A 24,886-nucleotide genomic window follows, 5' to 3' on the forward strand; every position below is an offset into this window, starting at 1 on the left:
CTGAGCTGTGGGCTAAAAAGCCTGCAGCAAAGTTTTTAGTTTTTTATGTTCATTAAAAATTAAATTAAAAAATTGAATTAAAAAATTGAATTAAAAAATTGAATTAAAAATCTGAAACAAATAGCCCTTCGGATAAATTAATCTGAGATAAATTAATCAGACCTGAAATAAATTTAACCACATTTAGAATAAATTAATCTGAAAGAAACGATCCTGAAATAGAATGAACGAGAATCTTTTTCCTGAAAAACCTGGGTTCATGAAGCACCCGCTGATAAAACCCGATACTGTTGAGCAGAGGCTCTATCAATTGAATCTTGCGGGAAAAGCCCTCGAAGGCTCAAGCCTTGTTGTGCTTCCTACTGGGCTTGGAAAAACCATTATAGCTCTTTTTGTAATTGTTTCCAGGCTTCAGCGTTTCGGGGGAAAAGCCCTGATTCTTTCCCCAACAAAACCGCTTGTTGAGCAACATGCGGCTTTTTTCAAAAAAGTAATGGCTCTTCCTGAAGATGAGATTCTCACTTTTACAGGCAGCATTGCGCCTGCAGAACGTGAAAAACTCTGGGCTCAGGGGAAATTGATAATATCCACCCCTCAGGTGATTGAAAACGACCTTCTTACAAAAAGAATCAGCCTTGAGGATGTAACTCACATAACCTTTGACGAAGCCCACAGAGCAGTCGGAAATTACGCTTATACCTTTATTGCGGAAAAATACTTCGAAAGCGCAAAAAACCCTCATGTGCTCGGAATTACTGCAAGCCCTGGAAGTTCGGATGAGAAAATCTCTGAAGTATGTCAGGCTTTACACATTGAAAATGTCTCCGTGAAAACTGAAAAAGACAGAGATGTCCGTCCTTATGTGCAGGAAAAAAAGATAGAATGGTTTCAGGTCCAGCTTCCTTCCGAAATGGCCGAAATCCGGGGCTATCTGGAAAAAATTTTTGATGACCGGCTTGTAACCGTAAGAGATTTGGGTTTTTCAGTAGGCAATGGGAAATATGTCTCTAAAAAAGACCTCTTGCTTCTCCAGAAGAAACTGCAGGGTGAAATCCGGATAGGAGGCGACCCTGCGGTTTTTACTGCAATGTCTGTGCTTGCTGAAATGGTGAAAGTGAACCATGCTGTGGAAATGATTGAAACTCAGGGACTTGAGCCTCTCAGAAAATACCTGGAGAAACTTGATGCTGAAGCCTCTTCAAGCAGTGCAAGCAAGGCTTCAAAAAGACTGATGGACGATCTCTACATGAGAAAAGCCCTTTATAAATTAAAGGAATGCGAGGTCGAACATCCTAAACTAGAGCTTACGCGGAAACTCGTATCCAAACAGCTAAAAGGAAGTTCTGATTCCAGAGTAATTGTTTTTACGAATTATAGGGACACAGCAGAGATAGTGGTAAATGCCCTCTCAGAAAGTCCAGAAATTTCCCCTATCCGTTTTGTAGGGCAGGCCTCGCGCCGTAAGGACAAAGGACTTACGCAAAAACAACAGGTGGAAGTTCTCGATAAGTTTAGAGCAGGAGAATACAACGTACTTGTAGCTACATCAGTTGCTGAAGAAGGACTTGATATCCCTTCCACAGACCTGGTATTATTCTACGAACCCATTCCTTCGGAAATCCGGAGCATCCAGCGTAAAGGCAGGACAGGCAGGCAGCATAAAGGCAGAGTCATTATACTTGTGACAAAAGGTACACGCGACGAAGCCTATTACTGGAGCAGTAAGAACAAGGAAAAAAGGATGCTAAAAAGCATGCACGGGCTTGAAGCTCTTCTGGAACCCAAAGATTTAAAGCAGGATTCGAAACTTTCAGACTTTGAATCCAAAGCTTTTATTCCGGATTATACGCAAAGTAAAGCTGAAAATGAGATTGAAATAAATAGCAGTAATCTGACTGTAAATCTTAGTGGTTTTGTAAACAACAGGGACAAAGATGTAGATACTACCGTTTTTGCAGATAACAAGGACACGGCTGTAGATAACAGTAGTTTTACAAACATCGGAGGCAGGGCTGCAGATGTTAGAGATTTAACTGTAGACAGCGAAGATTTAACTGTAGACAGCAGGGATATGGCTGCTGGCTCAAAGTGTAACAGGGCTAATGAAGAAATAAATGAAGATAACTGTGGAGTCGGAAAAGAACAAAAGAATGAAGAAAAAAGCAGGGAAGAAAATCTAAAAGAAAGGCAAAAAACCTTTGTTTATTTTGAAACTCTTTCTGGAAAGAAACCTGAATCCCCATCCGAAACTGCTGCAGAAGTATCCAAAATAGAAATCAACCCCGAATCTCTGAAAATAGTAGTGGACTTCAGGGAAGCAAAAAGTGGGGTTGCAAATGTTCTTGATAAGCTTGGAGTAGAAATTATATTTACCACGCTTGAAATTGGTGATTACGTTGTAAGCGACCGCCTTGCTGTGGAGAGAAAGCGCACGGATGACTTTGTAAGCTCTCTTGTTGATGGAAAACGTAATCTTTTTGCGCAATTATCTAATCTTACAAGAGTATATCAAAAACCTGTTCTTATCATTGAAGGAACAGAACTTTTCACTTCCAGGCAAATCAACCCTAATGCTATTTACGGCTCCTTGATATCCATTGCTGTTGATTTTGGAGTGTCACTGCTATATTCAAGAGATGAAGAAGAAACTGCTGCAATTTTAAAAATGCTTGCAAAGCGTGAGCAGATGGGAAATAAAAGAGAAGTCAATCCCCACGGGAAAAAATCAACAAGTACCCTTCCTGAGCAGCAGGAATACCTGGTATCCGCGATCGCAGACATCGGGCCGAAAGCTGCAAGAAACCTTCTTTTGCACTTTGGCTCAGTAGAGGCTATTATGAAAGCTGATGCCAAAGAACTCAAGAAAGTAAACTTGATAGGACCAAAAAGAGCAACAAAAATTAGAGAACTCATTGAGGCTCCCTATAAAGGATAAATGACAGAAAAAGTAACGAAAAAAGTAACGAAAAAAGTAACGAAAAAAATATTCTCTTTCTTTTTACTCTTACCTTTATAACTGCCTCAGGCGCTCTATAAGCCCAAGCCCTTTTCCAATTAATTCAAAATCTTCGGCAATCCTACGCAGGTCTGTTTCATCCTGAAGGCAATCTGCAATATTGACCATCTTTCTAAAGAGAAGGTCTTCCAGTACCTTCCGGTCTCTATGGACTCCTGCTACCTTTGATACTGCCGCGGGTTTTTCTGCTCTTTCTGAGGGTGCAGCCTGGATTACAGGAGCTACAGGACCTCTAGGAATTGTAGAAGCTCTAGAGATTGTAGAAGCTTTAGGAACTGCAGGTGCTTTCCTTCCTGCTTCTTCTTTTTCAGAAGGTAATACGGGAATTTCCTCTTTTATTGGCTCGATAGCTTTTTCCTCTTCTTCGTCAGTTTCCGAGGTTCTCGGCCCGAACCTTGATTTTTGCCTGTGCGCCTGAACTCTCTTCTTAGTCTCAAGAGAAGACTTGTTTTTTTCTGTAGACTGTCTGGGTTCAGGAGCCGGGACTTCTGTGACTGCTGGTTCCGGAGCTTCTTTTTCTTCCTGGACATCACATATAGGACAGATTACTCTACCCTGATAACGGAACTTTGGGGCCCCGCAGACATTACAATGCTCAGCAAGCATTGTGCCCCCTAGTTCAAGGAAACGTGCTATTCGCTTTACTTTTTTATCTTTTTCAGAATCCATAGATCTGGCCTTCCTTTGTTCACGGCTTCTTATGCATTTGCTTCTCACTTATTTTATAAAATTTTTCCTGTAGCTCACTGTATATGAAGCTAATTTATCCTGTGTAAATAAGAAAAAGGAAATAAATACAGAATCACAATGGGTAGACTCTGATATGGGGAACCTTTAAAATCACCGATAATATTTTATATAACAAGCCTATCTTAGACTAATCTATACTATACCATACTATATTAGCTATATTAGCTCTAATTTTTATATAATAATTAACTGCGAAGGTGATTAGAATGTCATCAAATGATTCAGCAGATGTTATAAAACAATGTCTTCAAGTCCTAGAAAGTATAACCAGTGACTCTTCAGTTCCTAGAAATATCAGGCGTTCCGTAAATGAAATTATGGACATACTGAACAACGAATCCGAACCTCTCTTTCTTAGAGCGGCATCAAGCATTTCCATTCTCGAAGATATAAGCAATGATCCTAACCTTCCTCTGCACACAAGAACTTTGATATGGAACCTCTCAAGCCAGCTCGAGACCATTCCTGTAGATGAGTAATCCTGTAGATGACATAAACACAATTCATACAGACATAGATTCTAAAATATAAAAATAGAATTTGCGTGGGAGCAAATGCTGGGAACAGACAAGCTCCAAGAAAAACATCTCTCGAGATGATCCTGCTAAAAATCCCGAACTCTAACTAATTCTAAAAAAAGAACTAAAAGGTAACAACCTTACTATTCTATTAGCTACCTCAAGCTGATTTTGGAATTGTCTTCTGGAAGTTAGAGGATATCGACAAGGAAAAAGCCCTTTTCCTTCTTTTTTATATCTTTTCCTGAAAACTGGATTAGAACTCTGGACCTTAAAATCGGATTATAAGTTGACTCAAGAACGTAAGAGGACTGAATAGAAAAGAATGTAAGAGGGCCGAATCCAAAAAGATGTAAAAAGATGAAATGGAAAAATGTAAGAGAATTAAATAGAAAAAATTGAGAAATATAGAATGGAAAAATAATAGAATAAAAATAGAAATTTAAGGAATTTCAAACTTAGATATAACTCATACTATATAAAGTGAAGATTTTAAAGTGAAGATTTTAAAGTGAAGATTTTAAAGTGAAGATTTTAAAGTGAAAATTTAAGGAATTCTGAACTCAGTATATACAGGGAAAAAATTTATACATAGACGTGAGATATTTGAAAAGAATTTCTTAGATGAGATTTTAGAATTCTGGAAAAACTATAGAAAACGTATAATAACTATTTTAGTTTTAAGCTGAAAATTAGTTTTAGGCAGAAAAACTAATCGTGTAAAAGGCTAAAAAACATAAAAGGGGGTATGAAAATCTTGCTTGAAGAAATCTCGGCCCGAATAAGAGAAAATTTTGAGGCTAAGGATAGTATAAGGGAAGAGGGATTGAAGATTTCACGGGAAGTTGTCAGGGAATGCAGGACAGCATCATTTGCTCTGCACGGCCAGGACTTTGAAAAAGCAGATAAAAGTATCAAAACCGCAAGACATGCGCTTGAGAAACTTGAAGTTCTTTTCGAAGGGCACGCTGACATTTATTATGCAGGCTTTGTAGAACATGCCCAGCAGGAGTATTCGGAGGTTTCAGTCCTCAGCAGCCTGCTAAAAGAAGAAGGAAAACTTCCCTCCCCCGAAGAGTTAAGAGTAGAATATGCAGCTTACCTTAATGGGCTTGGGGACGTTGTCGGAGAGCTTAGGAGGCACGTTCTTGACCTTATAAGGAAAGAGTCCTTTGAGAAAGCCGAAGTGTTTTTAGATATTATGGAAAATATCCATGCAGTGCTTATGGACTTTGACTACCCTGATGCCATAACAGGAGGACTGAGGCGAAAAACCGATGTATCCCGCTCCTTAATAGAAAAAACGCGCGGTGATGTTGTTAACGCAATTGGTCAGAAAAAGCTTGAGGCTGCAATGCGAAATATGGAATCAAAACTTTAGATAGCCTTAGATAAAAGAATGCTTAAATATCGAGAAAATCAGCACTTTTGAACCGCAAAAGTTAAAGTTGGTCGTAAAACGCAATCTACTAATATACAGCTTCCACTAATACAGACTCCACTAATCCACTAATAATACAGATTCCACTAATCCACTAATAATACAGATTCCACTAATCCACTAATAATACAGATTCCACTAATATACAGCTCACTCGATAACTATTAAACCGCTGATTAGTTTAACAATTACTAGCCTTCCGGCAGTTTAACTATTTAAACCTTGGAATATAGAATTTCCAAGTTAACTAACGTAGGATTAAAATTAGCAGAATTAGAATTAATGTTGACAGTTTATAATTATACACGATATTCTTAATATTAAACTTGGCAATTTATATACTAATTAGCAGGTTTAGAATTGAACTTTACAGATTATAAACGTATTTGACAGACTTATAATTCCAATAATCTAGAATTCCAATAATCTATTCAAGAGGATTATGCATGAAATTTGATCCGGAAAAAATAAAGAGGGACGCTAAAGAGAACTTCGACCTTACCTGGAATGAGGGCAAAAAACTTGTCAAGACACCTACTCTGAACGAACGTTATCCCAGAACCACTTTGAAATATGGAAAAGCTCATCCCGTTTACGATACAATCCAGAAACTTAGAGAAGCATATTTAAGAATGGGCTTTGAAGAAATGATGAACCCTCTGATAGTGGATGATAAAGAGGTACACAAACAGTTCGGAAGCGAAGCTCTTGCAGTCCTAGACCGCTGTTTTTATCTTGCAGGCCTGCCAAGACCGAACGTTGGAATTTCCGATGAGCGCACCGCAGAGGTAAAAGAGATTCTCGGGGACATAGGCGACGATGGAGTAGAAAAGATAAGACAGGTTCTCCATTCGTATAAAAAAGGAAAAATAGAAGGAGACGACCTTGTACCCGAGATTTCAACAGTACTTGGAGTTTCGGATGCACTTGTTGCAGATATGATCGAAAAGGTTTTCCCGGAATTTAAAGAGCTTGTACCCCAGGCAAGCACGAAGACTCTCCGCAGCCACATGACCAGCGGCTGGTTTATTTCTCTCAGTGCCCTCCTTGAAAGACAAGAGCCACCCTTCCACTTCTTCTCCGTAGACCGCTGTTTTAGACGAGAACAGCAAGAGGATGCCTCAAGACTCATGACCTATTATTCGGCTTCCTGCGTAATTATGGATGAAGATGTGACTGTTGACCATGGAAAAGCAGTTTCAGAAGGGCTCCTTTCCCAGTTTGGATTTGAAAAATTCCTTTTCAGGCCCGATGAGAAACGCAGCAAATACTATATTCCTGACACGCAGACCGAGGTGTTTGCCTTCCATCCAAAACTTGTGGGCTCTAACTCAAAGTACTCTGACGGCTGGATCGAGATTGCAACTTTCGGAATTTATTCCCCAACAGCGCTTGCCCAATATGATATCCCGTATCCTGTAATGAATCTCGGGCTTGGAGTGGAAAGGCTAGCAATGATTCTTCATGATGCCCCCGATATCCGCTCTCTTACCTATCCACAGATTCCACAGTATACTGAGTGGGAAATGTCAGATGGTGAACTTGCAAAACAGGTTTTCGTAGATAAGGTACCCGAAACTCCTGAAGGACTTGCGATTGCAGCTTCCATTGTTTCCCAGTGCGAACTGCATGGAGAAGAACCAAGCCCCTGTGAATTCCCTGCCTGGGAAGGAGAAGTTTGCGGGAGAAAAGTAAAAGTTTCCGTAATCGAGCCCGAAGAAAACACAAAGCTTTGCGGACCTGCAGCTTTTAATGAAGTTGTAGCATATCAGGGAGAAATAATGGGAATTCCAAATACCAAGAAATGGCAGAAAGCTTTTGAAAACCATTCTGCAAGGGCAGGAATTCGCTTTATAGAAGCATTTGCAGCCCAGGCCGCCAGAGAAATTGAAGAAGCTGCTATGTCAGGAGCAACTGAGCATATAGCCAGGATAAGAATCGCCAAAGTTCCCTCGGAAGTTAACCTGAGAATAGGCTCTATTGCTCAGCGTTATATCACAGGCAAAAAGAAAAAAATAGATATGAGAGGCCCGGTTTTCACATCTGTAAAAGCTGAATTCGTGTGAAAGCCAGAAAAGCGCGAAGGCCAGAAAAAACAGGAGCAAATTACATGCACACCGACCAAAGCCCTTTTTCAAAATATCCGGAGCTCAGCCAGCTAATGGAGACCGGCGAGCCTGTATGTGTAACCTTCGAAACAGAGCACGAAATTGGGCGCAAAGTCGGAAGTAAAGTAGGGCACGAAGCTGAAAAAAGTATTGAGAGAAAAAACAAGGAGATAGTAGCTGGCACAGGAGACGAAAAGTTTCCTGAAAAATCCAATTTTCTTTTTTGCGAACTTGTGCAAAAAGCCCGTCTGGGAGAAGCGTTCCTTATTTCAGGGCAGAACTGCTCTCCTGGGGATTATGTGCTGGGCTTTTCTGAAAAGAGCCCTGCAGCATACTACCTGAGTTCAGGAAGATATAAAGACTCACAGGCTGCGGAAAATGCAGCCTTATCACTCCCGAGATTGAAAAAAAAGTTTTGTTTTGTGAGAATCGAGCCCTTATCTCTGAATAAAGGTTGTTTTGATGTGTTGATTCTTTTCCTGAAACCTGAAAAAGCTATGCGCATTGTTCAGGCAAGTGCCTACCCTGAAGGAAAAAGGGCAGTAATGGATACAATGGGTGCAGCTTCCATCTGTGGAGACTGTACAGTGTTTGCATACAGGGAAGGTATGGGCCTATCTTTCGGGTGCAAGGGATCAAGAAAACACAGTGGATATGCAGATTTTGAAGTTCCTCTTGGGCTTTCTTTTGAAAAAGCATCTGAAATAGAAGAAATTCTCTCAAAACTTCCGGAAACGAGGGAGTAAAAAGTTAATTAAAGAATTCTCTGGTTTCCAAGAGCAAATAAAGAATTATTGAAACTATATGTGCTTCTATACCTGCTAGTCTTCCAGAAATCAGGAAGAAAATCTCACTTTGGAATTAGTAAGAAAATCTTATTCTGGAATTAGTAAGAAAATCTTATTCTGGAATTAGTAAGAAAAACCCATTCTGGAATTAGTAAGAAAATCTCATTCTGAAATTAGTAAGAAAATCTCATTCTGGAATTAGTAAGTAACCCATTCTTTTAACTCATTTTTAAACTCAATTTTTTTAAAAATATGCAACCGAAAGCGGCATTTTTTGTTGAAAAACTTATATCCCACTTTCCGCAGATGTCTGATAAATTTTACTATTTTTCCCGATATCGTTTTTCCTAGTATCTTTATATCTTATTTTAAATTGTGTTTCTCCGTTTACTTATTCATTTAAACATTATATATTCAGTAAAGGTTTTCCTTCTTGTTTTTTGGTAGCAACAATTGAGATCCCAGACAATCTCAATACTAAATTTTGGAAATCACTCCAAAAACGATAGCAAGAAAATTATTCATTTTAAGAGGACATCTGCGGAAAGACAGCTATATGAAACGTATATTCGACAGGTCAACATCAATTACAGTAAAATATCTTTTCCAGATCGGGTGGAGATAAGTTTAGTCCAGTGTAGCCGGGATAATACATTCTTTAATCAATTTCCACCTATCAAGAGGATTAATAATGAATTCTGATGCAATTGCTATGACCAGGTCTTTTTCTGGAATACAACAAATAACATTACCACCGTCTCCCAGTGCTAAATATGCAAAAACCCCGTCCTCTTCGCGTAACCACCACAAATAACCGTATTTATTGAGGTTCATAGCTGTTGATTCGTCAATCCATGTCCCGGAAATAATCTGATTATTGTCCCAAATTCCATGGTTAAGATATAGAAAACCGAAACGTGCCATGTCACGGGGAGTCAGCTTAAGTCCCCATCCTCCCGTAGAGTTACCGTTTGGGTCTTTAACCCATCCTTTCACATTTTTCCCGAATAAATCCTCAAACCCAAACGCTTTCATTTCATGATCCGGGATTTCTTTCATGCCAATGGGTTTAAATAAGCGTTCATTGGCAAACTCACGGGCACTTTTTCCTGTGCTACGAGTAATGATAGTTAAAGCAGGTGCGCCCCTGCAGTGGAATACTTAAAAGTTCCAATACTTCCCTTTTGGCCCAGCATATCCAGAATATACTTTACCCAGTCAGGCTGCATACACATCCTGTCCAGCGGTTCGTGCCAGTCCTCAAATAGATAAGGGGCCGTCATAGTGAGAAGATGGCGTATGGTAATTTCTCGTTTCTGTAAATCAGCAGAATCGGGAGCGTACTCAGGGAAAAAATCCAGCACCTTCTGGTCTACATTTTCAATATATCTTGCATCTATGGCAATACCAATAAGAGCAGATATTATGCTTTTCGTTACAGATGCCACATGGTGTGTATCATCCGGGCCATAACCATTAAAGTATCTTTCATAAACGATATATCCATTTTTCACAACAACAATACCATTTATATTGCTGTACTCGGATTTTATCATAGGTTCAAGCTCTGAAAGCTTTTCTGAATCCATTCTCAAGGTTCCCGAGTCTACAGCTTTCCATTTTGTAGTTGGCCAGTAGTTTCTTTGCATTATAGACACTTCCCCAAAGACATAATATAGTGCTTTTGTTCTTAACTCTCATTTAAGCTTTTTAATACATTTATATCACTAATAAAGAGATTAATAGCTCCATATGTCGAAAATATAGCCAAATAATAGTAATTTAGTATATAAAACTCCTTAAAAAGGTTTAAATTCTTTATATTTCACGTTTTTTTGGTTAATCTTCTTATTAAACCAATTAAGATCAGGATCTATACCCGTACATTTGACTGGGAATATGAAATCAAAAACACCTAATACCTCCAAAAATAGTTTTTATTTAGAATTTTTGTTCAATGTGATAACCAGAGACTTCACAAGTGCTCACCAAAAAAAGAAGTACAATACTCCTAGATAAATTTTACGATTTTAAATTGGATTAAATAGAGTTTTAAATTAAAATTATACGTATTTTTTGAAAAAAGGATATAATACATAATATTTTTTGGAATAAAGTATTAATTTATTTTTAATTTCAAATTAGAATTTAAGTTTCTGAAACGTTTTTTTATTTTGTTTAGCTAGAGTTGAGAAAAATTACAGTTTTTTATAGCCTTTTCAGTTTGTAGAATACTCATAGATCGAGAGAGACTGGAAGGATTAGAATTTGGTTTTAGACCTTCAAGATTATAGAGATCTTCCCAACGATCTTTGACTCTCTTGAAGAGGACATACTCATTAACATAATCAATTGACATAGCATAGAGTTCTTCACAATGTTCCGGGAAATTACCCACAAGAAGAGGGTTTTGAGCTCTGCCATCATATTAGAAAATAAAAATGGTATAATTCACTTTTCACCAAATGTCATTATGTACCCAAATTACTTTAATATGTTTCAAAAACGCTATCAAGATAAAATATTTATTTTCAAAAAAATACTGCGAAATGTTGGATCCAGAGCTGCCAGTGGGATGAGTTTATATAGAAGTACAAACATGTAAAATGCAATTTTAATTGCAGAGCTATTTCAAACTCATACTAATGGAGGATTAAATCATGGCAGGACAGCCAATATTTATTTTAAAAGAAGGAAGTAAGCGAACCAGAGGCAGGGATGCCCAGAATAATAATATCATGGCTGCAAAGGCAGTAGCAGAAGCAGTCAGAACAACCCTTGGTCCCAAGGGCATGGACAAAATGCTTGTGGACTCCATGGGCGATGTGGTTATTACAAACGACGGGGCAACCATCCTCAAAGAAATGGACATCGAACATCCCGCAGCAAAGATGGTAGTAGAAGTAGCCAAGACCCAGGATGAGGAAGTCGGAGACGGCACTACCAGTGCAGCTGTAGTCGCAGGCCAGCTCTTAAGTAAAGCTGAGGATTTAATCGAGCAGGAAATTCACCCGACAATTATCGCAGCAGGGTACAGGCTTGCAGCCGAAAAAGCCGTAGAAGTCCTGGACTCCCTTGCAATGACAGTAGAACTGTCCAACCGTGACCTGCTGGTCAGCATTGCTGAAACTGCAATGACTGGAAAAGGTGCAGAGTCCTCCAAAAAACTCCTCTCAGAGATCGCCGTAGATGCTGTAACAAGCGTTGTAGACTCAAACGGAAAGAATACTGTTGACAAAGACAACATCAATGTTGTTAAGAAAGTCGGCGGTAAGGTAGAGGATTCCGAGCTTATCCGTGGTATGATCATTGATAAGGAAAGAATCCACCCCAACATGCCTGAAAAAGTTAAGGACGCAAAAATCATTCTTCTCAACAGCGCAATCGAACTGAAGGACACCGAAGTAGATGCGGAAATCTCCATAACCTCCCCTGACCAGCTCCAGTCCTTCCTTGATCAGGAAGAGCAGATGCTCAAGAAGATCGTCCAGAAGGTTATCAGCAGCGGAGCAAATGTTGTCTTCTGCCAGAAGGGAATTGAAGAACTTGCCCAGCACTACCTTGCAAAAGCAGGTATCTTTGCTGTCCGTAGAGTTAAGAAGAGCGACATGGAAAAACTCGCAAGAGCAACAGGCGGCAAACTCATCACAAACATGGATGAAATCACTCCTGAAGACCTCGGATATGCAGCACTCGTTGAAGAGAAAAAGGTTGGCGGAGACAGCATGACTTTTGTCACAGGCTGCGACAACCCGAAAGCTGTAACAATCCTGCTGCGCGGCGGTACAGAGCATGTTGTTGACAGTATTGACAGTGCTCTTGAAGATGCCCTGCGTGTGGTCGGAGTTGCAATCGAAGATGAGAAGCTCGTTGCAGGCGGCGGTTCCCCTGAAGTTGAGGTTGCACTCAGACTCCAGGAATACGCAGCAACCCTCGAAGGTAGAGAACAACTTGCAGTTAAAGCCTATGCTGAAGCTCTTGAGATTATTCCAAGAACTCTTGCAGAAAACGCAGGCCTAGATCCAATCGACATGCTCATGGAGCTGCGTTCACAGCACGAAAAAGGTGTAAAGACCGCAGGACTCAATGTTTACGAAGGCAAAGTCGTTGACATGTGGAAAAACTTCGTAGTTGAGCCTCTCAGAGTCAAGACCCAGGTTATCAATGCAGCTACTGAGTCTGCAGTTATGATTCTCAGGATCGACGACGTCATAGCTTCTACCCGTGCAGCAGGCCCTGAAGAAGGCGGAATGCCTCCAGGAGCAATGGGCGGAATGCCAGGCGGAATGCCAGGCGGAATGCCTCCAGGAATGATGTAATCCGGAAAGGTAACAAAATCATTTTGGGACAAACAGGGAAAGGCACGGTTTTCAAGCCATGCCTTCCTTTTAGCCCTTAAAAATTGAAGTCTGAAAAACTCTCTTCCGGCCTCTCACCGGAAATTGATGTGAATCTCCAAGTAACTCTCCTTTTTTCAGGCTTTTTTCAGGCTTTAGAAGGTTATTTGGGTTGTTTTCAGGTTTTTCAATTTTGAAACGTATAGCTCCTTATCTGGCTTTACAGGACTTTTTACTTACTTCTTTTCAAGGCAATTAAGAACATCTTCAGCTCTGAATTTTGTATTTATAATTCTCGTCCTGCCTCTCTGGCCCTTGCCGGTAAAGTCCGCATCTATGTAGTTAAGTACCTGGAGCTTGTTGACAATTCCATAAAAACGAGTATATCCAAGCTGAGTTAATTCGTGGAAGGATTTGTAAAGTTCACCTGCATGGACTTCTCCTTTTTTTGCTATTAGCTCAAGCAGGTGTTTTTCAGGATCTGAAAGGAGGCTTATACCCCTGCACAAATGAAGCAGTTTGGACGCTTCGTAAGTTTTTTCCACATCTTCAGAAGAGATTGTGCGGCTTCCCCTGCGTTCGGCATTAAAACCGGAACGTTTTAGAAGGTCAATTCCAACTCTGAGGTCCCCTGTCCTTTCTACATACGATACTACGAGTTCAAGTAATTCATCAGAAATCACTTTAGGATAAAAGCCGTATTTTACCCGGTCTTTGAGAATATCAAGAATTTCGACATTTTCGTATCTCGGGAAAGGAATGTCTTCAGGCAGGAATACCGAATTCACCCTGGAATCCAGGCAATAGAGGTCCGAAGCATCATTTACGATTCCAATTATCCCTATCTTTGTTCCGGGGTACTGCTCATGTGCCCTTAAAAGCGAGTACATCACCTCATTGGCATGCCCTTCATAGCAGAGATAATTGAGGTCATCCAGAGCAACAAGCAGAACTTTCTCCGAAGAAACTAGAAAATTAACTACGGCTTCAAAGATTTTCCTGAAAGCAACTCCTGAGTTGGGAGGAGAGATTCCAAAAAGCTTCCTGTAAATCCTGGACATTACTGCAAAACGTGTGGAATCAATCTGACAGTTAACTTTGACAGTAACGACACCGGTTGCATGAGCTTCAACTTCCCCGAATACCTTCATAACTGCACTGGTCTTTCCTGTTCCGGGAGGACCTACAAGCAAACAATTCAAAGGCCGCATACCGCGCAGGGCTGGCTTGAGCGCAAATCTGAGCCCATTTAATTGTGACTCCCTGTGAGGGAAATATTCAGGGAGATAGTCAGGCTCAAGCACAGACGGGTCCTTAAATAGGGTCTCATCCCAGAATAGTATGTCTTTACCTGTCAAGAGAAGTTACTCCATAGGTTGTTAATCGGTTATTATCAATAATATTGAAAGTCGGGCTGTAAAAGTATTTCTGGCTGGAGCCGAGCTTAATGGGTTACAGGGGTAGAAATAAGGTGATTCCGCATTTCTAATCGAATAATCTCTACTGATTTTGAATTTAATGGTCTCTATGCATCAACCTATAACATTCGGGTCAGATATTACATGAATGGACTTCAATTAATAAGAGAGTTTTAGATTTATCATTAGTAAATTAAATTCCCAGAGAGCTAGATTTTTATAAATATTTCAGCCATTTTTTCTAAATTTTTAGTAGATATGCTTTACTGCATTTAGCTTTTTTGAATTTTCACTCAATTCCTTCCATTACAAAACAAGAGTCAGTAGTACAATCCAGGCATATAGAGTATGCAAAAGACCGCTTCACAAACTGTTTTATTTAGTGAATTAAGCCATTGATGCTCCTCTATTAATTAGTTGATATTTAAAAAGACCTGTAGTTTAGGGCTCTATAGAAATTCTGTTGCTGGAGGAATCTCAAACACCTGTGATTCAAGACGTGAGTTGGATCTCAATTATTGAATCTGATCTGTTTTTGTCTACTTAAATTCAATCCAATCTGTTTCTGTCTATTTTATTAGGATTTCTACAGAGCCAAAATACAGTTGTTTTCTATACTTTCCCCCAACTTTCTTTCTTTTTCTTTTCTTTTCTTTTCTTTTCTTTTCTTTTCTTTTCTTTTCTTTTCTTTTCTTTTCTTTTCTTTTCTTTTCTTTAAAGGTATAATTGAGTCTGCTTTTATTTCTTCTCTAATTAGAGTATGAATTTTTTCGGAATCATACCCTTTATCCATCACATAACATTGTGATTTTCTTGTCCTATTTGATTGTCTTATTAAAGCATTTGCATGTTTATTTCATGATCTGTTTTTTGACTAATTTTCCATTCTAATATTACCTTTTTTAGTGTCTAATGACATTGAAGTTTTCAGAAAACTTTTTTGAAGCTTTCCTGTTCTGCGTGAATAATAATAACTTGCGTAAGAACTTGTAAATACGTTGCATCGGTTGCTGTAATAGAGACATTTTCTCCATGTGAATAAAAAAGCTTTAGAATCCTTGACAAAATGAGGTTAAACAGAGAAGAAGGAATTCTTGACACAAACTTTTGAAGGGTAGTGAAATGTGGAATCTTATCAAGATTAAGTTTTTCTTTTATATCTTTCATAAGGTCGATAAGTTCTACAAAATCACGATAGTCTGTGCTTATATATTCTTTCAATAAAACCAGAACAAGAAGCTGATGTTGAGTATAAACATGCTTGGAATATTTGCAGGAATAAAGATTCAGTCTCGAAGATTGGACAATTTCAAGGCTGATATCAACAAATTCGATGTATTATTCGATTTCAATATTGGAAGATTCCTTCGTTTTTATGAGATGAATTAAAAGTAAAATATAACATTACAACTATAAAAATATGGTGTCAAACCTCAATTTAGGGGATTTCTACAGAGCCTGTATTCTGGTCTTTGACAAAATTAAATACAATCAAAGAAATATATCAGAGACAACATTCTCTGTAGTGAAAAGAAAGCTTAGGGAAACAATTAGGTCAAGGAAGTTCAGGAATCAAGTAAAGGAAATTAAATTTAAATTGATAGTGTACAACATAAACAAAAAAGTGATAGAAATAATTTGCATAAAATTAAGGATTTCTACAAAGCCGAAAAATTGTGTAGCCTTTACAAGGCTACCTGAATAGTTACACAAATTTGAAGTTGAAGTAAAATAGTGAGTCACCTGTATACGATATATACAATTGGAATAAAGAAATTAAAAAAGCGAAATAATTTTGGGATAAAATAAAGTACTCACTCTACAATTATCGTTACATTATTGGAATTTATCTTACCAATCCAATAGGGTTTTCTAATATCTTCATTTGGAGAAGTAGTATCGTATATGGCATTAAGGGTATATTCTCCCTTTGTCAAATTCCAACATGTTGAATCAAATGTACAATTTAGAGATTCTCCTGGGTCCAATTCAACAAGATCTTTGTTTGTAAGTGGCACTCTTGAGATAGCTCCACATTCATAAGGTACTATAGAGCCATCCACTTTGGTGAAAAATATATCATAACTCACTTGTTCATACATCCTCCAGACATTGATTGTATTCTCTCCAATGTTTGTTAATGTTAAATGAATCTGGAATACCTTATCTTCCTGTATCCGAGTTTTTTCCGGTATCATAGTGAGGTTTAATTTTCCTGGTTGTGAGTGTCCCAATAGGTCATATTTAAGGGGAGTCATGAATAATGCAAATAGAAGTGAAATTACTATTACAATAAATATTAGATGCTTTCCTTTCATATCCTTACTTCCCTCGATTTTTACTTCAGTGGGGTATATATTAGTAGATAGGATCTATCAAATTTGGAGTTAAAAATGAACTTGCCTGTAAGGCAGGCAAGTGTGCTAGCTCTATATTTACTGGAAATTAGCTATAGTAGACTTTGTTTCACTGATCCTTCTTGCATTGTCATGTGTGGCGTCACCATGATTAGTATCAGAAGAAAACTCTAGCTGCATACCACCTATTGAACCTATCCCTTTGTAAGGAGTATACATAATAGAATACCTGGTAAATCCTAGGTATGACCAACTGTAAGCTTTTGCATATGCATGGGACGAATCTTGGCGATCTGCACCAAAATTGTGACCAAGTTCATGTGAAACTACACTACATCTGTCGTCAAACGTTCCATCATATGTTGTCCCTGGCTCATCCACCATTTGAGCTACTCCGTACGCTGCGTTTGACAAGCCTGAGTACACGTATGATCTTCCTATAGCACTGTCTGAAAAACATTTGCCACTGAAAAGAAAAGCAAGATCACAATTTGCGGAGTCCCTTAAGGCTGAATTTTCTGAGCGAAATTCACCTAACAGAAGGTCTGATCTGGTGCTGCTTAAATCGGAGTCGTAGTAGTAGTAGTCTGCATCGAAATTTACACCTATATCTGAAACTCCGTATGCACTGTTTACATCAGCCATCATGTTATAGATTTCAGTACCTGGACTGGCAAACTCATTTTTAAACTCAGTATCATATGCCGACAGAAGGGTCACAGTTGTAGTTGATAAGATACTTGACGGCGATTGAGTCTTAAAAGTTTCAGATTTAGAATATACATCCACAGTATTATTGGATTCGTAAGCTACATCATCTGATGCAGGTGGCACGCCAGATATAACTTTATCTGTGTTTCGATACACAACGTGGAGTACTTTTTTTTCACCGTTTTCTTCCATCCATCCGGCTTGGGATATTATATATTTTACATCTTTGACTTCGATCCATCCGAGAACTGCATCATCTGAAACTGTAAAACGAACTTTGCTTTCTGGAATCCCAACAACTGATCCGTAATAATTATATACCTCGGGCATATCAATTTCGTATATTCCAGTCTCATTTTTAATTATTTCCTTATCTCCTTTGCTAACCCATATACCAGGTTCTAACTGTAATTCAAAATTTTGTCCAATTAACTGGATAGTCATTTTACCTAAGTCTGCATCTTTCTTAAAAAGTTCTGGATTCATTAACAGTAGATCATATTTTGTAATTGTGTTTGGTACATTCAACCTATACACTCCAGATTTTCCAAGTTCGTCTAAACTTATTTCTTCGTAATATTGATTAAAGAGTACGTCTATAGATTCATTCCCAACATATTGTACTGAATCCATTTTAAGATCTGAACTTGCGGTAGCCAAACCCGTAAAAAAACATAGGGTTGCTAGCATTACAAGGGCAACTTTTTTATGATTCTTTATCTCCATTTCATCTTATCTTCTTTGTTTTAACTAAAGGCAAGACTCAGCAAACTTTATATTATTGTAAAGTTGACTCTTGCCTTCGGGTATGCAGGGTTCGGTACATATCTCAAGCTTTACTAAATCCTGTAAAACATTCTCACTTTCTTAATAAGTGACTATAGATTAAATATTTTTATATCCAAAGTCTCTAACAATTGCAAGTTAAGGGCTATTTACAGGCCTGAAATTAATTGTTAAAAGTCAGTTAAAGAGCCAAAACAGAATTGAACATAGATTATTTATAGAGCAATTTGTCGAAAATTGCTTAAACATGCTTTTTAGTATTTTACTACTATCTCAGCTTGTTAATTATGGAGGCTGCGGATATGGGAAAAATTGAGATTTGGTAGTTAACTATAGTTATATATTATGAGAACCTATATTTCTATATGAACTGCCCAAGGTGTAATAGTTCCACTCACAAAAAGAATGGTATAGTTTGTGGACGTCAACGCTACAAATGCCATGATTGTGGATATAACTATACCGTAGAGGTAAAATCAACTGCTAGCTCCCCTTCTGTTAAGAGACAGGCTTTGCAACTCTATCTTGAAGGGTTAGGATTTCGCTCAATAGGAAGATTTTTAGGAGTAAGTCATGTTTCTGTCCAAAAATGGATAAAGAAATTTGGTCAGGAGTTGGAGGACCTAAAAAGCGAAAATGAGATATCTATTGTTGAAATGGATGAGATGCACACTTACATCGGTAACAAAAAAAAAATTGCTGGATCTGGATTGCTGTTGATAGAGTTGGGAAAAAATTCATCAACTGCGCTTTTGGCAACAGAGGAACGAAAACTGGACAACGAATATGGGAAAAATTAAAGCAGAAAGAGATTGGAGAAGTGATGACAGATCACTGGAGAGCATATGCAGAGTTTCTTCCAGAAAATATTCATACTCAATCCAAAGCCGAAACGTATACATTTGAAGGGTATAACGGCATATTGAGGCACTTTCTGGCAAGGTTGAGACGAAAGACAAAATGTTATACGAAGAGTATTGAAATGCTAAAGTACCCTGTTCTTCTATTGATGAAACATAGAAATAAAGAGATAGCTATAATTAGTTAACAATGCCGACATTCCTCTAATAGCCATTTTCAAGGCTAACTTGATAATGAATTCATCCTTACGAAGATTTTTAAAGAAAGTATCTGTTCGATCATTGAACACTCTGCCACGAATGCGGCAAATATATTTGCGAACTCTCTTGTTCTTGATTTGATATGTGCCGTTGCCTATGATATTTCCTTTCCAGAGATACGATAAATTTACAATCTTGATTAGGACAGGAGATATCGTGAATTTTGGTTTTGGTCCTTGTTTTCCCATTAAAACATAAATGTCAACGGCTTTTGTTCTTACAAATTTGAGGAGATTTGTAGAAGGCCAAGGAGAATTTGAGATGAAGTGGCTTAAAGACTGATTGTTGGAACACTTACAACAGTAGATTGTCATTTTACTCATATCTTCCGTTTTGGCAGAAGAATCAAACCATTAAGGTAATCAATACAAACTGAAATGGCAGAACGAGTTTTTTAAGATAGGATTCAAGATATCTATCTGAAATGTATTTTTTTTACAGAAATATTATTTGACTTGATGAAATCAGCTGTTATTTGTTTCATGAAACTAAATTTATAAAGGAAAAATTATACATCACGGTTGACGTGAAAAGGAAATGTGACAAAGTCAAGTTACATTAGAACTATATATAATATTAACTAAATAAAAATGGAGCACTAACTCCATAGAAATGCTGAAATTTATTGGAATTTATAGTACTTCAACCAATATAACTGTTACCTTAAACGTACATCTGTATATTCAATATAACCATGTAATCACGGTAATTCCGCATTCTGGAAAACGCTGACTTGATAATTTACAACCATGAAAACATAGAAGAAAACTGCACTCGAATTTGTAAACCAGCCCTTTTATCACATAAGTATCTTTATTTATAAATTACTCCGCTTGAGCGAACAAAGTGAGCGAAACGGACCCGTCCTCCCGAGACGGGACTTGGGTGGGAGAAAAAAGTATGGAAATAGAATCAAAATTTCTGGTAATGGAAGAAACGGATTTTCAGGCCCTTGAAAGCCTTTCAAAGCTTGCTTCATACTCTCTTTCGGAAGCGAAAATCCAGTTAAATGAGGATATTTTCTTTGATACTGAGAACCGGTCTATTATGGCTTCGGGCTATTACCTGCGGGTCAGGAAATCATCTGGGGAAAACGGGAGCTGGGTAACCATTAAAAGCCTGGGAGGTTTTGAAGGTGGAACTCACAGGCGAGAAGAGTATGTAAGTTTCCTGCCTGAAGGAACTTCAGTACTCGCATGTCCTGATTCCCGTATTAGAGACCTGATTTTTGAATTTACGGCAGGACTTGACCTTTTTCCGCTGCTGTCCCTCAAACAGAAAAGGGTAATTCGCCAGGTAAAAATGGGAAAAAGGATTATAGCTGAGACTTACCTTGACCGGGTGAACCTGAAAAGTAAAGGCAGGGAAAAGCACTATAATGAATTTGAAGTTGAGCTTAAAAGTGAAGGAAGCTCGGAAGAGCTTGAAACTATCCGGCTTTTCCTGCTCAAGCATTACAACCTGGCAGAAAGCACTTTTTCTAAGTTCGAAAGAGCTTTTCTTTTCATGGAGAACCTTCCTGAAAAAACCTTCCTTAACCTGAGAGAAAGAGTTTTTTGCGCACAGCTTGCAGACCAGAAAAACATGTATGGGAAGCAGGCTCAGATTTTGATGGAACTTGATAAAGAAAAGAGCTGTGAAGAGCTCAGCCTGCTTCTGAAAGTTCCTCAAACCAAAATAAGAGCCCTGCGCTCAGAGTTTAAAGAAAAGAGACTTTCTATTTTTCCTTTTACAACCTATAAAGAAAAAGATCCTGAATTCCATCTTCAGGCTGGAAAAAATTGTATTTCAAAAAAGGAAAAGAAAGCGTCAGAATTTAAACAATGGAATCCGGAAAGCCTGCTTGAGTATTACGGAGCAAATAAAAACCGGGCAGAAAAAGGTAGGGAATATGCTCTTACACTTTTTGATGGACTGTCTGTATGCCACAGACTGGGACAGGAAGAGAGAAAACTCCTGGGACTTGCAGCCTTCCTGAAGGATAACGGAAACTCCATTTTTCCTGGCGAGAGCGCACGTATGAGCAGAGAAATTCTTCTGACACATCCTGTAAAAGGACTCAAGCTTCACGAAATTTTAATGCTCTCCTTGATCATTGAACTTCAGGATCTTTTTGTAAGCCATTACGTAAGCGAAAAAAACTTAATCTCAAACTTGAAAGGATTCCACACAGGACTGCCTCCCGGTCTACAGAACAAAGCCCTGATGCTTGCAGCCATTGTGTCAATTTCAGACCTTTTCGCATCCCTCAAAATTCAGCCAGGAAAGATAAGGTCGCTTGAAAACGTTCTGGAGATAGAAATAATAGGGGATGTAACTGAAAAAACTGCAAAAAAGTTTGAGGCACAAAGTAAACTCTGGAAATATCTATACGGAAGCAAACTCCTGTTTTCTCAGGCTGCTGAAGACGAAAAAGTTCTAATTGAAAAAGAATCCGAAATAAAAGAATCCGAAATAAAAGAATCTGAAATAAAAGAAATAGAAACAAAGAAACAGGCCGGAGAGGAAAAAAAACCAGAAAAAAAACAGGAAAGGAAGGAAAAAAGACTAGAAAAAAAACAGGCTGAAGAAGAAAAAAAACCAGAAAAGAAACAAGCTTCAAGGGAGAAAAAACCAGAAAAAAAGAAGTGCAGACCGGATGAAAAAGTAACTGTCAAACCGACTGACTCTATGGCGCAGCTTGCCTGCAAGATATTTTCCTATCAATTTTCCTGTATGCTCTCTCATGAAGAAGGAACTATAAAAGGGGAGGACATCGAAGAATTGCACGATATGCGGGTCGCAGTCCGCAGAATGAGAGCTGCAGCAAAGATTTTTGAGGCTTATCTTGATTCCGAACAGCTTGAGCCGCACCTCAAAGGGCTCAGGAGAACGCTTGGTTCACTTGGGGATGTTAGGGACCTAGACGTTTTCCGCGAAAAAGCCGAAAAGTACCTGAAAACCCTGCCTCCAGAACATGAACATGATCTGGACCCGCTTGTTGCAGTGCTTACGGAAGAGCGAGAAAAAGCCAGGAAAAACATGCTTGATTATCTGGACAGTGAAAAATACCGGACTTTCAAAAGAGACTTTTCAGACGTACTTGCCTCTCCAGAAACCCTGATCCTTCCTGCAACTAACAAAAAACATGATGCATTGCCCCATAGGGTAAGAGAAGTGCTTCCTTCAATCCTCTATGCACGTTTAGCAGATATCAGGGCTTACTCCGAATGGGTAGAAGGCCCTTATATTTCTGTAGAACGCCTGCACAGGCTCAGGATTGCAGCCAAAGGAATGCGTTATACCCTAGAATTTTTTGAGAGCGTGCTTGGAGAAGACGCAAAAAACCTAATCAAGGAACTCAAAACTTTCCAGGACCATCTAGGAGATCTCCATGATACAGTAGTTGCACTTGACCTGCTGGGTTCTTACCTGAGAACCGGAGAATGGGGTTCTGTCGAGAGCGAAAAAGCTTCAGGGAAAAAGAAATTTTCCGAAGGTGTAGAAGGAAGTGCAGAAGGAAATGCAGAAGGAATCGAATCCTATCTTGAATACAGAGAAGAAGAACTTCAGACTCTGCTCAATTCCTTTCCCGATGCTTGGGGAAAGATATGCAATGGAAATTTCAGGGAAAGGATTGAAAATGCAGTTAAAAACCTGTACTAACGTAGTGAAAAATCTGCGTTAGTATAATAACCTTTAGTATAATAACCTGTACTAATGCAGAAGTGTTAACTTAACTTTTTGAGGATATTTCAACCTCTGGAAGTTCCTCAAGATCAGCGTCTCCTTCTAAGACTAAGGGAACCCCAGCATCCTGCTTTATAAGGACTTTAGACTGAAGATTGTATCCGAATATTTTCTTGAAATATTTTTTCTGTTTCTCTACCTCCCAGATTTCGAGCTGGCACTCCTGTTGAGCGTGCATTTCAAGCACCAGGCTGTCGGTAGAAGCTATGTAAAACCGGACGTGGGAAATAACTCCATTGTGAGAACGATCCAGCCCTTCGGCAATGCGGAGCAGGGCACTGAGAACTTTTATACTTTTTACTGTGTCTTTATTAAGCCCGACAAGATTGGGATGTTTCTTTTTAGGCGTATTTTTCCTGTGGAAATAGGCAAGATTCGCTATGATTTCGATTTCTTCAGGCTGGAAACCCGGAAGATTGCTCTCCCTTATCAGGTGATAGGCATGGACCTGATGGGTATCGTATGATAGGAATGTCCCTATGTCATGCAGGATGGAACCGTATTCAAGAAGTTCCCTTTCCCCTTCCCTGAACTTATAAATTCCAAGCGCCTGAATACTGTCAAAGAGTTCAAGGGCAAGTCTGGTAACGATATGAGCATGCTCTTCATCGAAATTGCAGGTAAGCCCAAGCTGCATGATGCTGCGCTTTCTTACAGACATCTGAGTAATCATGTAGGAGAATTCACTCTTTGAGATATAGTCTACAAGCAGCCCCTCTCGAAGCCCGCGTTTACTTATTCTGATTTCGGAAAGCCCCATCTCTTCCATAAATGTCTCAATAATTGCAGCCCCTGCGATAATAATATCTGCTCTTTGCACATTGATTCCCGGGAATTTACGCCGCTCTTCGAGAGGTATGGAGCACATTGCCCTGACTATTTTCTTCAGGTCTTCATACTCCAGTTTCTCAAAACTCTCACGGGATGTTTTGTGCAAGTAAACAAAAGCGATCCTGGCAAGGTTTTCAATTGTTCCCGAACTTCCAATCGAACAGCTTATATCGTACTCGGAAAGGTCTTTTATTATATCTGTAATCTTGCGCCGAATATAAGCCTTAATCTGCTCATACTGTTCCTCGGAAACAGGCCCGGTTTCGTCCTGCAAAAACATATTTGTCAGCCTGACAGCTCCAAGGTTAAAGGAATAAAGATAATAACACCGGGTCTGGTCCCCTACCGATACTTCGGTGCTCCCACCTCCGATATCTATGAACAGAGCTTTTGAGTTCCCAAGCCGAAGCCCGCTTGAAACCCCAAGGTAAATGAGGCGAGCTTCTTCAGTTCCGGAAATTGTACAGACTTCCAGATTTGCTTCCTTTTTCAACATTTCGAGAAGCTGAACCTTATTGCTTGCGTCTCGCGTTGCTGAGGTAGCCACAGCTATGACCTCTTCTGCCCTGTAGGCCCTGGCAAGTTCCATGAACTTTTTACAGACAACAACTGCGCGTTCTATCGCCTTAGGCTGCAGAATTCTGTCTATGAATTCCCCATCCCCGAGCCTGACCGTTTCCTTCTGCTTGGTCAGGGGCAGGTAAGACCCATTGGGATTGATCCGGACCAGAAGAAGCCGGATCGAGTTAGTGCCTATATCGATAAACGCAACAACTCTGCCTTCGGAGATTTTCTCGGGTTCCATTATTACCACCTGAAAGCCCTGTCTTTCGTTTTTCTCGAAGGAGTCGAGAAACTCAAAATAAGCTTCACAATAATAGTTCATATTTTTATTCTATTTTAGATTATTTGACAGTGTGCCGAAAGTTTGTAATTGTTATTATATATTTATATTCTTTCTCCATATATAGTATA

15 protein-coding genes and 2 pseudogenes are annotated in these 24,886 nt (G+C 39.0%); 8 read left to right on the plus strand and 9 right to left on the minus strand.

All coding sequences use genetic code 11. The features are described from left to right. The first annotated feature begins 223 nt into the window (after nt 1-223). Complete coding sequence (locus tag MSBRM_RS18175) at nt 224-2,935, plus strand: DEAD/DEAH box helicase (RefSeq protein ID WP_048156590.1); 2,712 nt, start codon at nt 224-226, stop codon at nt 2,933-2,935. A 75-nt stretch (nt 2,936-3,010) separates the two neighbouring features. Here the strand turns inward: MSBRM_RS18175 and MSBRM_RS18180 are convergent, their stop codons facing one another. Then, nucleotides 3,011-3,685 carry an Sjogren's syndrome/scleroderma autoantigen 1 family protein gene (locus MSBRM_RS18180; protein WP_048156592.1) on the minus strand — a complete coding sequence of 225 codons (675 nt, stop codon included), beginning with the start codon at nt 3,683-3,685 and terminating at the stop codon, nt 3,011-3,013. 287 nt (nt 3,686-3,972) lie between these two features. On the opposite strand from MSBRM_RS18180, the gene MSBRM_RS18185 reads away from it, so the two are divergent. From MSBRM_RS18185 to MSBRM_RS18200, 4 genes are all read left to right on the plus strand, one after another. After that, nucleotides 3,973-4,245 carry a UPF0147 family protein gene (locus MSBRM_RS18185; protein WP_011306220.1) on the plus strand — a complete coding sequence of 91 codons (273 nt, stop codon included), beginning with the start codon at nt 3,973-3,975 and terminating at the stop codon, nt 4,243-4,245. Between the two features lie 787 nt (nt 4,246-5,032). After that, a complete protein-coding gene (locus MSBRM_RS18190; protein WP_230629040.1) occupies nt 5,033-5,665 on the plus strand; it encodes a translin family protein in 633 nt (210 codons plus the stop codon). A 506-nt stretch (nt 5,666-6,171) separates the two neighbouring features. After that, nucleotides 6,172-7,791, plus strand: a complete 1,620-nt coding sequence (gene sepS, locus MSBRM_RS18195; RefSeq protein ID WP_048156595.1) for an O-phosphoserine--tRNA ligase — start codon at nt 6,172-6,174, stop codon at nt 7,789-7,791. Between the two features lie 44 nt (nt 7,792-7,835). Further along, on the plus strand, nt 7,836-8,579 hold the full coding sequence (locus tag MSBRM_RS18200; protein WP_048123655.1) for a DUF169 domain-containing protein: 744 nt from the start codon (nt 7,836-7,838) through the stop codon (nt 8,577-8,579). A gap of 669 nt (nt 8,580-9,248) precedes the next feature. Here MSBRM_RS18200 and MSBRM_RS21820 read toward each other — a convergent pair. Then, the gene (locus MSBRM_RS21820; RefSeq protein ID WP_218104600.1) at nt 9,249-9,749 is read right to left on the minus strand and encodes a serine hydrolase domain-containing protein; all 501 of its coding nucleotides are present in this window, start codon (nt 9,747-9,749) and stop codon (nt 9,249-9,251) included. Nucleotides 9,750-9,751: 2 nt separating this feature from the next. Then, nucleotides 9,752-10,270, minus strand: coding sequence for a serine hydrolase domain-containing protein (locus tag MSBRM_RS21825; protein WP_218104599.1), 519 nt, complete (start codon nt 10,268-10,270; stop codon nt 9,752-9,754). A gap of 1,011 nt (nt 10,271-11,281) precedes the next feature. Between MSBRM_RS21825 and thsB the strand changes: the two genes are divergently transcribed. Then, nucleotides 11,282-12,940: a thermosome subunit beta gene (thsB, locus tag MSBRM_RS18210; protein WP_048122520.1), complete on the plus strand. Its 1,659-nt coding sequence runs from the start codon at nt 11,282-11,284 to the stop codon at nt 12,938-12,940. 254 nt (nt 12,941-13,194) lie between these two features. Here thsB and MSBRM_RS18215 read toward each other — a convergent pair whose 3' ends face one another. From MSBRM_RS18215 to MSBRM_RS18235, 4 genes and pseudogenes are all read right to left on the minus strand, one after another. Continuing rightward, entirely contained in the window at nt 13,195-14,316 is a 1,122-nt protein-coding gene (locus MSBRM_RS18215; protein ID WP_048122522.1) for an ORC1-type DNA replication protein, read from the minus strand. A gap of 646 nt (nt 14,317-14,962) precedes the next feature. Beyond that, a pseudogene (locus MSBRM_RS18995) lies at nt 14,963-15,217 on the minus strand (transposase); the annotation flags it as partial. Nucleotides 15,218-16,190: 973 nt separating this feature from the next. Further along, complete coding sequence (locus tag MSBRM_RS18230; protein ID WP_048122524.1) at nt 16,191-16,694, minus strand: hypothetical protein; 504 nt, start codon at nt 16,692-16,694, stop codon at nt 16,191-16,193. Between the two features lie 117 nt (nt 16,695-16,811). Beyond that, nucleotides 16,812-18,170 (minus strand): M12 family metallo-peptidase, encoded by a 1,359-nt coding sequence (locus tag MSBRM_RS18235; protein WP_048156598.1) that lies wholly within the window; start codon nt 18,168-18,170, stop codon nt 16,812-16,814. A 425-nt stretch (nt 18,171-18,595) separates the two neighbouring features. Between MSBRM_RS18235 and MSBRM_RS19810 the strand changes: the two genes are divergently transcribed. Further along, a protein-coding gene (locus MSBRM_RS19810) for an IS1 family transposase (protein ID WP_230629042.1) occupies nt 18,596-19,278 on the plus strand; the annotation gives its coding sequence in 2 pieces (ribosomal slippage) (nt 18,596-18,916 and nt 18,919-19,278; 681 coding nt in all). A 246-nt stretch (nt 19,279-19,524) separates the two neighbouring features. Here MSBRM_RS19810 and MSBRM_RS22240 read toward each other — a convergent pair. Then, nucleotides 19,525-19,835: pseudogene (locus MSBRM_RS22240) on the minus strand (hypothetical protein); the annotation flags it as partial. Between the two features lie 362 nt (nt 19,836-20,197). Here MSBRM_RS22240 and MSBRM_RS18250 point away from each other — a divergent pair. Further along, complete coding sequence (locus tag MSBRM_RS18250; RefSeq protein ID WP_230629045.1) at nt 20,198-22,996, plus strand: CYTH and CHAD domain-containing protein; 2,799 nt, start codon at nt 20,198-20,200, stop codon at nt 22,994-22,996. A gap of 70 nt (nt 22,997-23,066) precedes the next feature. On the opposite strand, the gene MSBRM_RS18255 is transcribed toward MSBRM_RS18250, so the two are convergent. Further along, nucleotides 23,067-24,716, minus strand: coding sequence for a Ppx/GppA phosphatase family protein (locus MSBRM_RS18255; protein ID WP_048123664.1), 1,650 nt, complete (start codon nt 24,714-24,716; stop codon nt 23,067-23,069). Nucleotides 24,717-24,886: the final 170 nt, after the last annotated feature.

Source organism: Methanosarcina barkeri MS (genome assembly GCF_000970025.1).
GTDB classification, from domain to species: Archaea; Halobacteriota; Methanosarcinia; order Methanosarcinales; family Methanosarcinaceae; genus Methanosarcina; species Methanosarcina barkeri.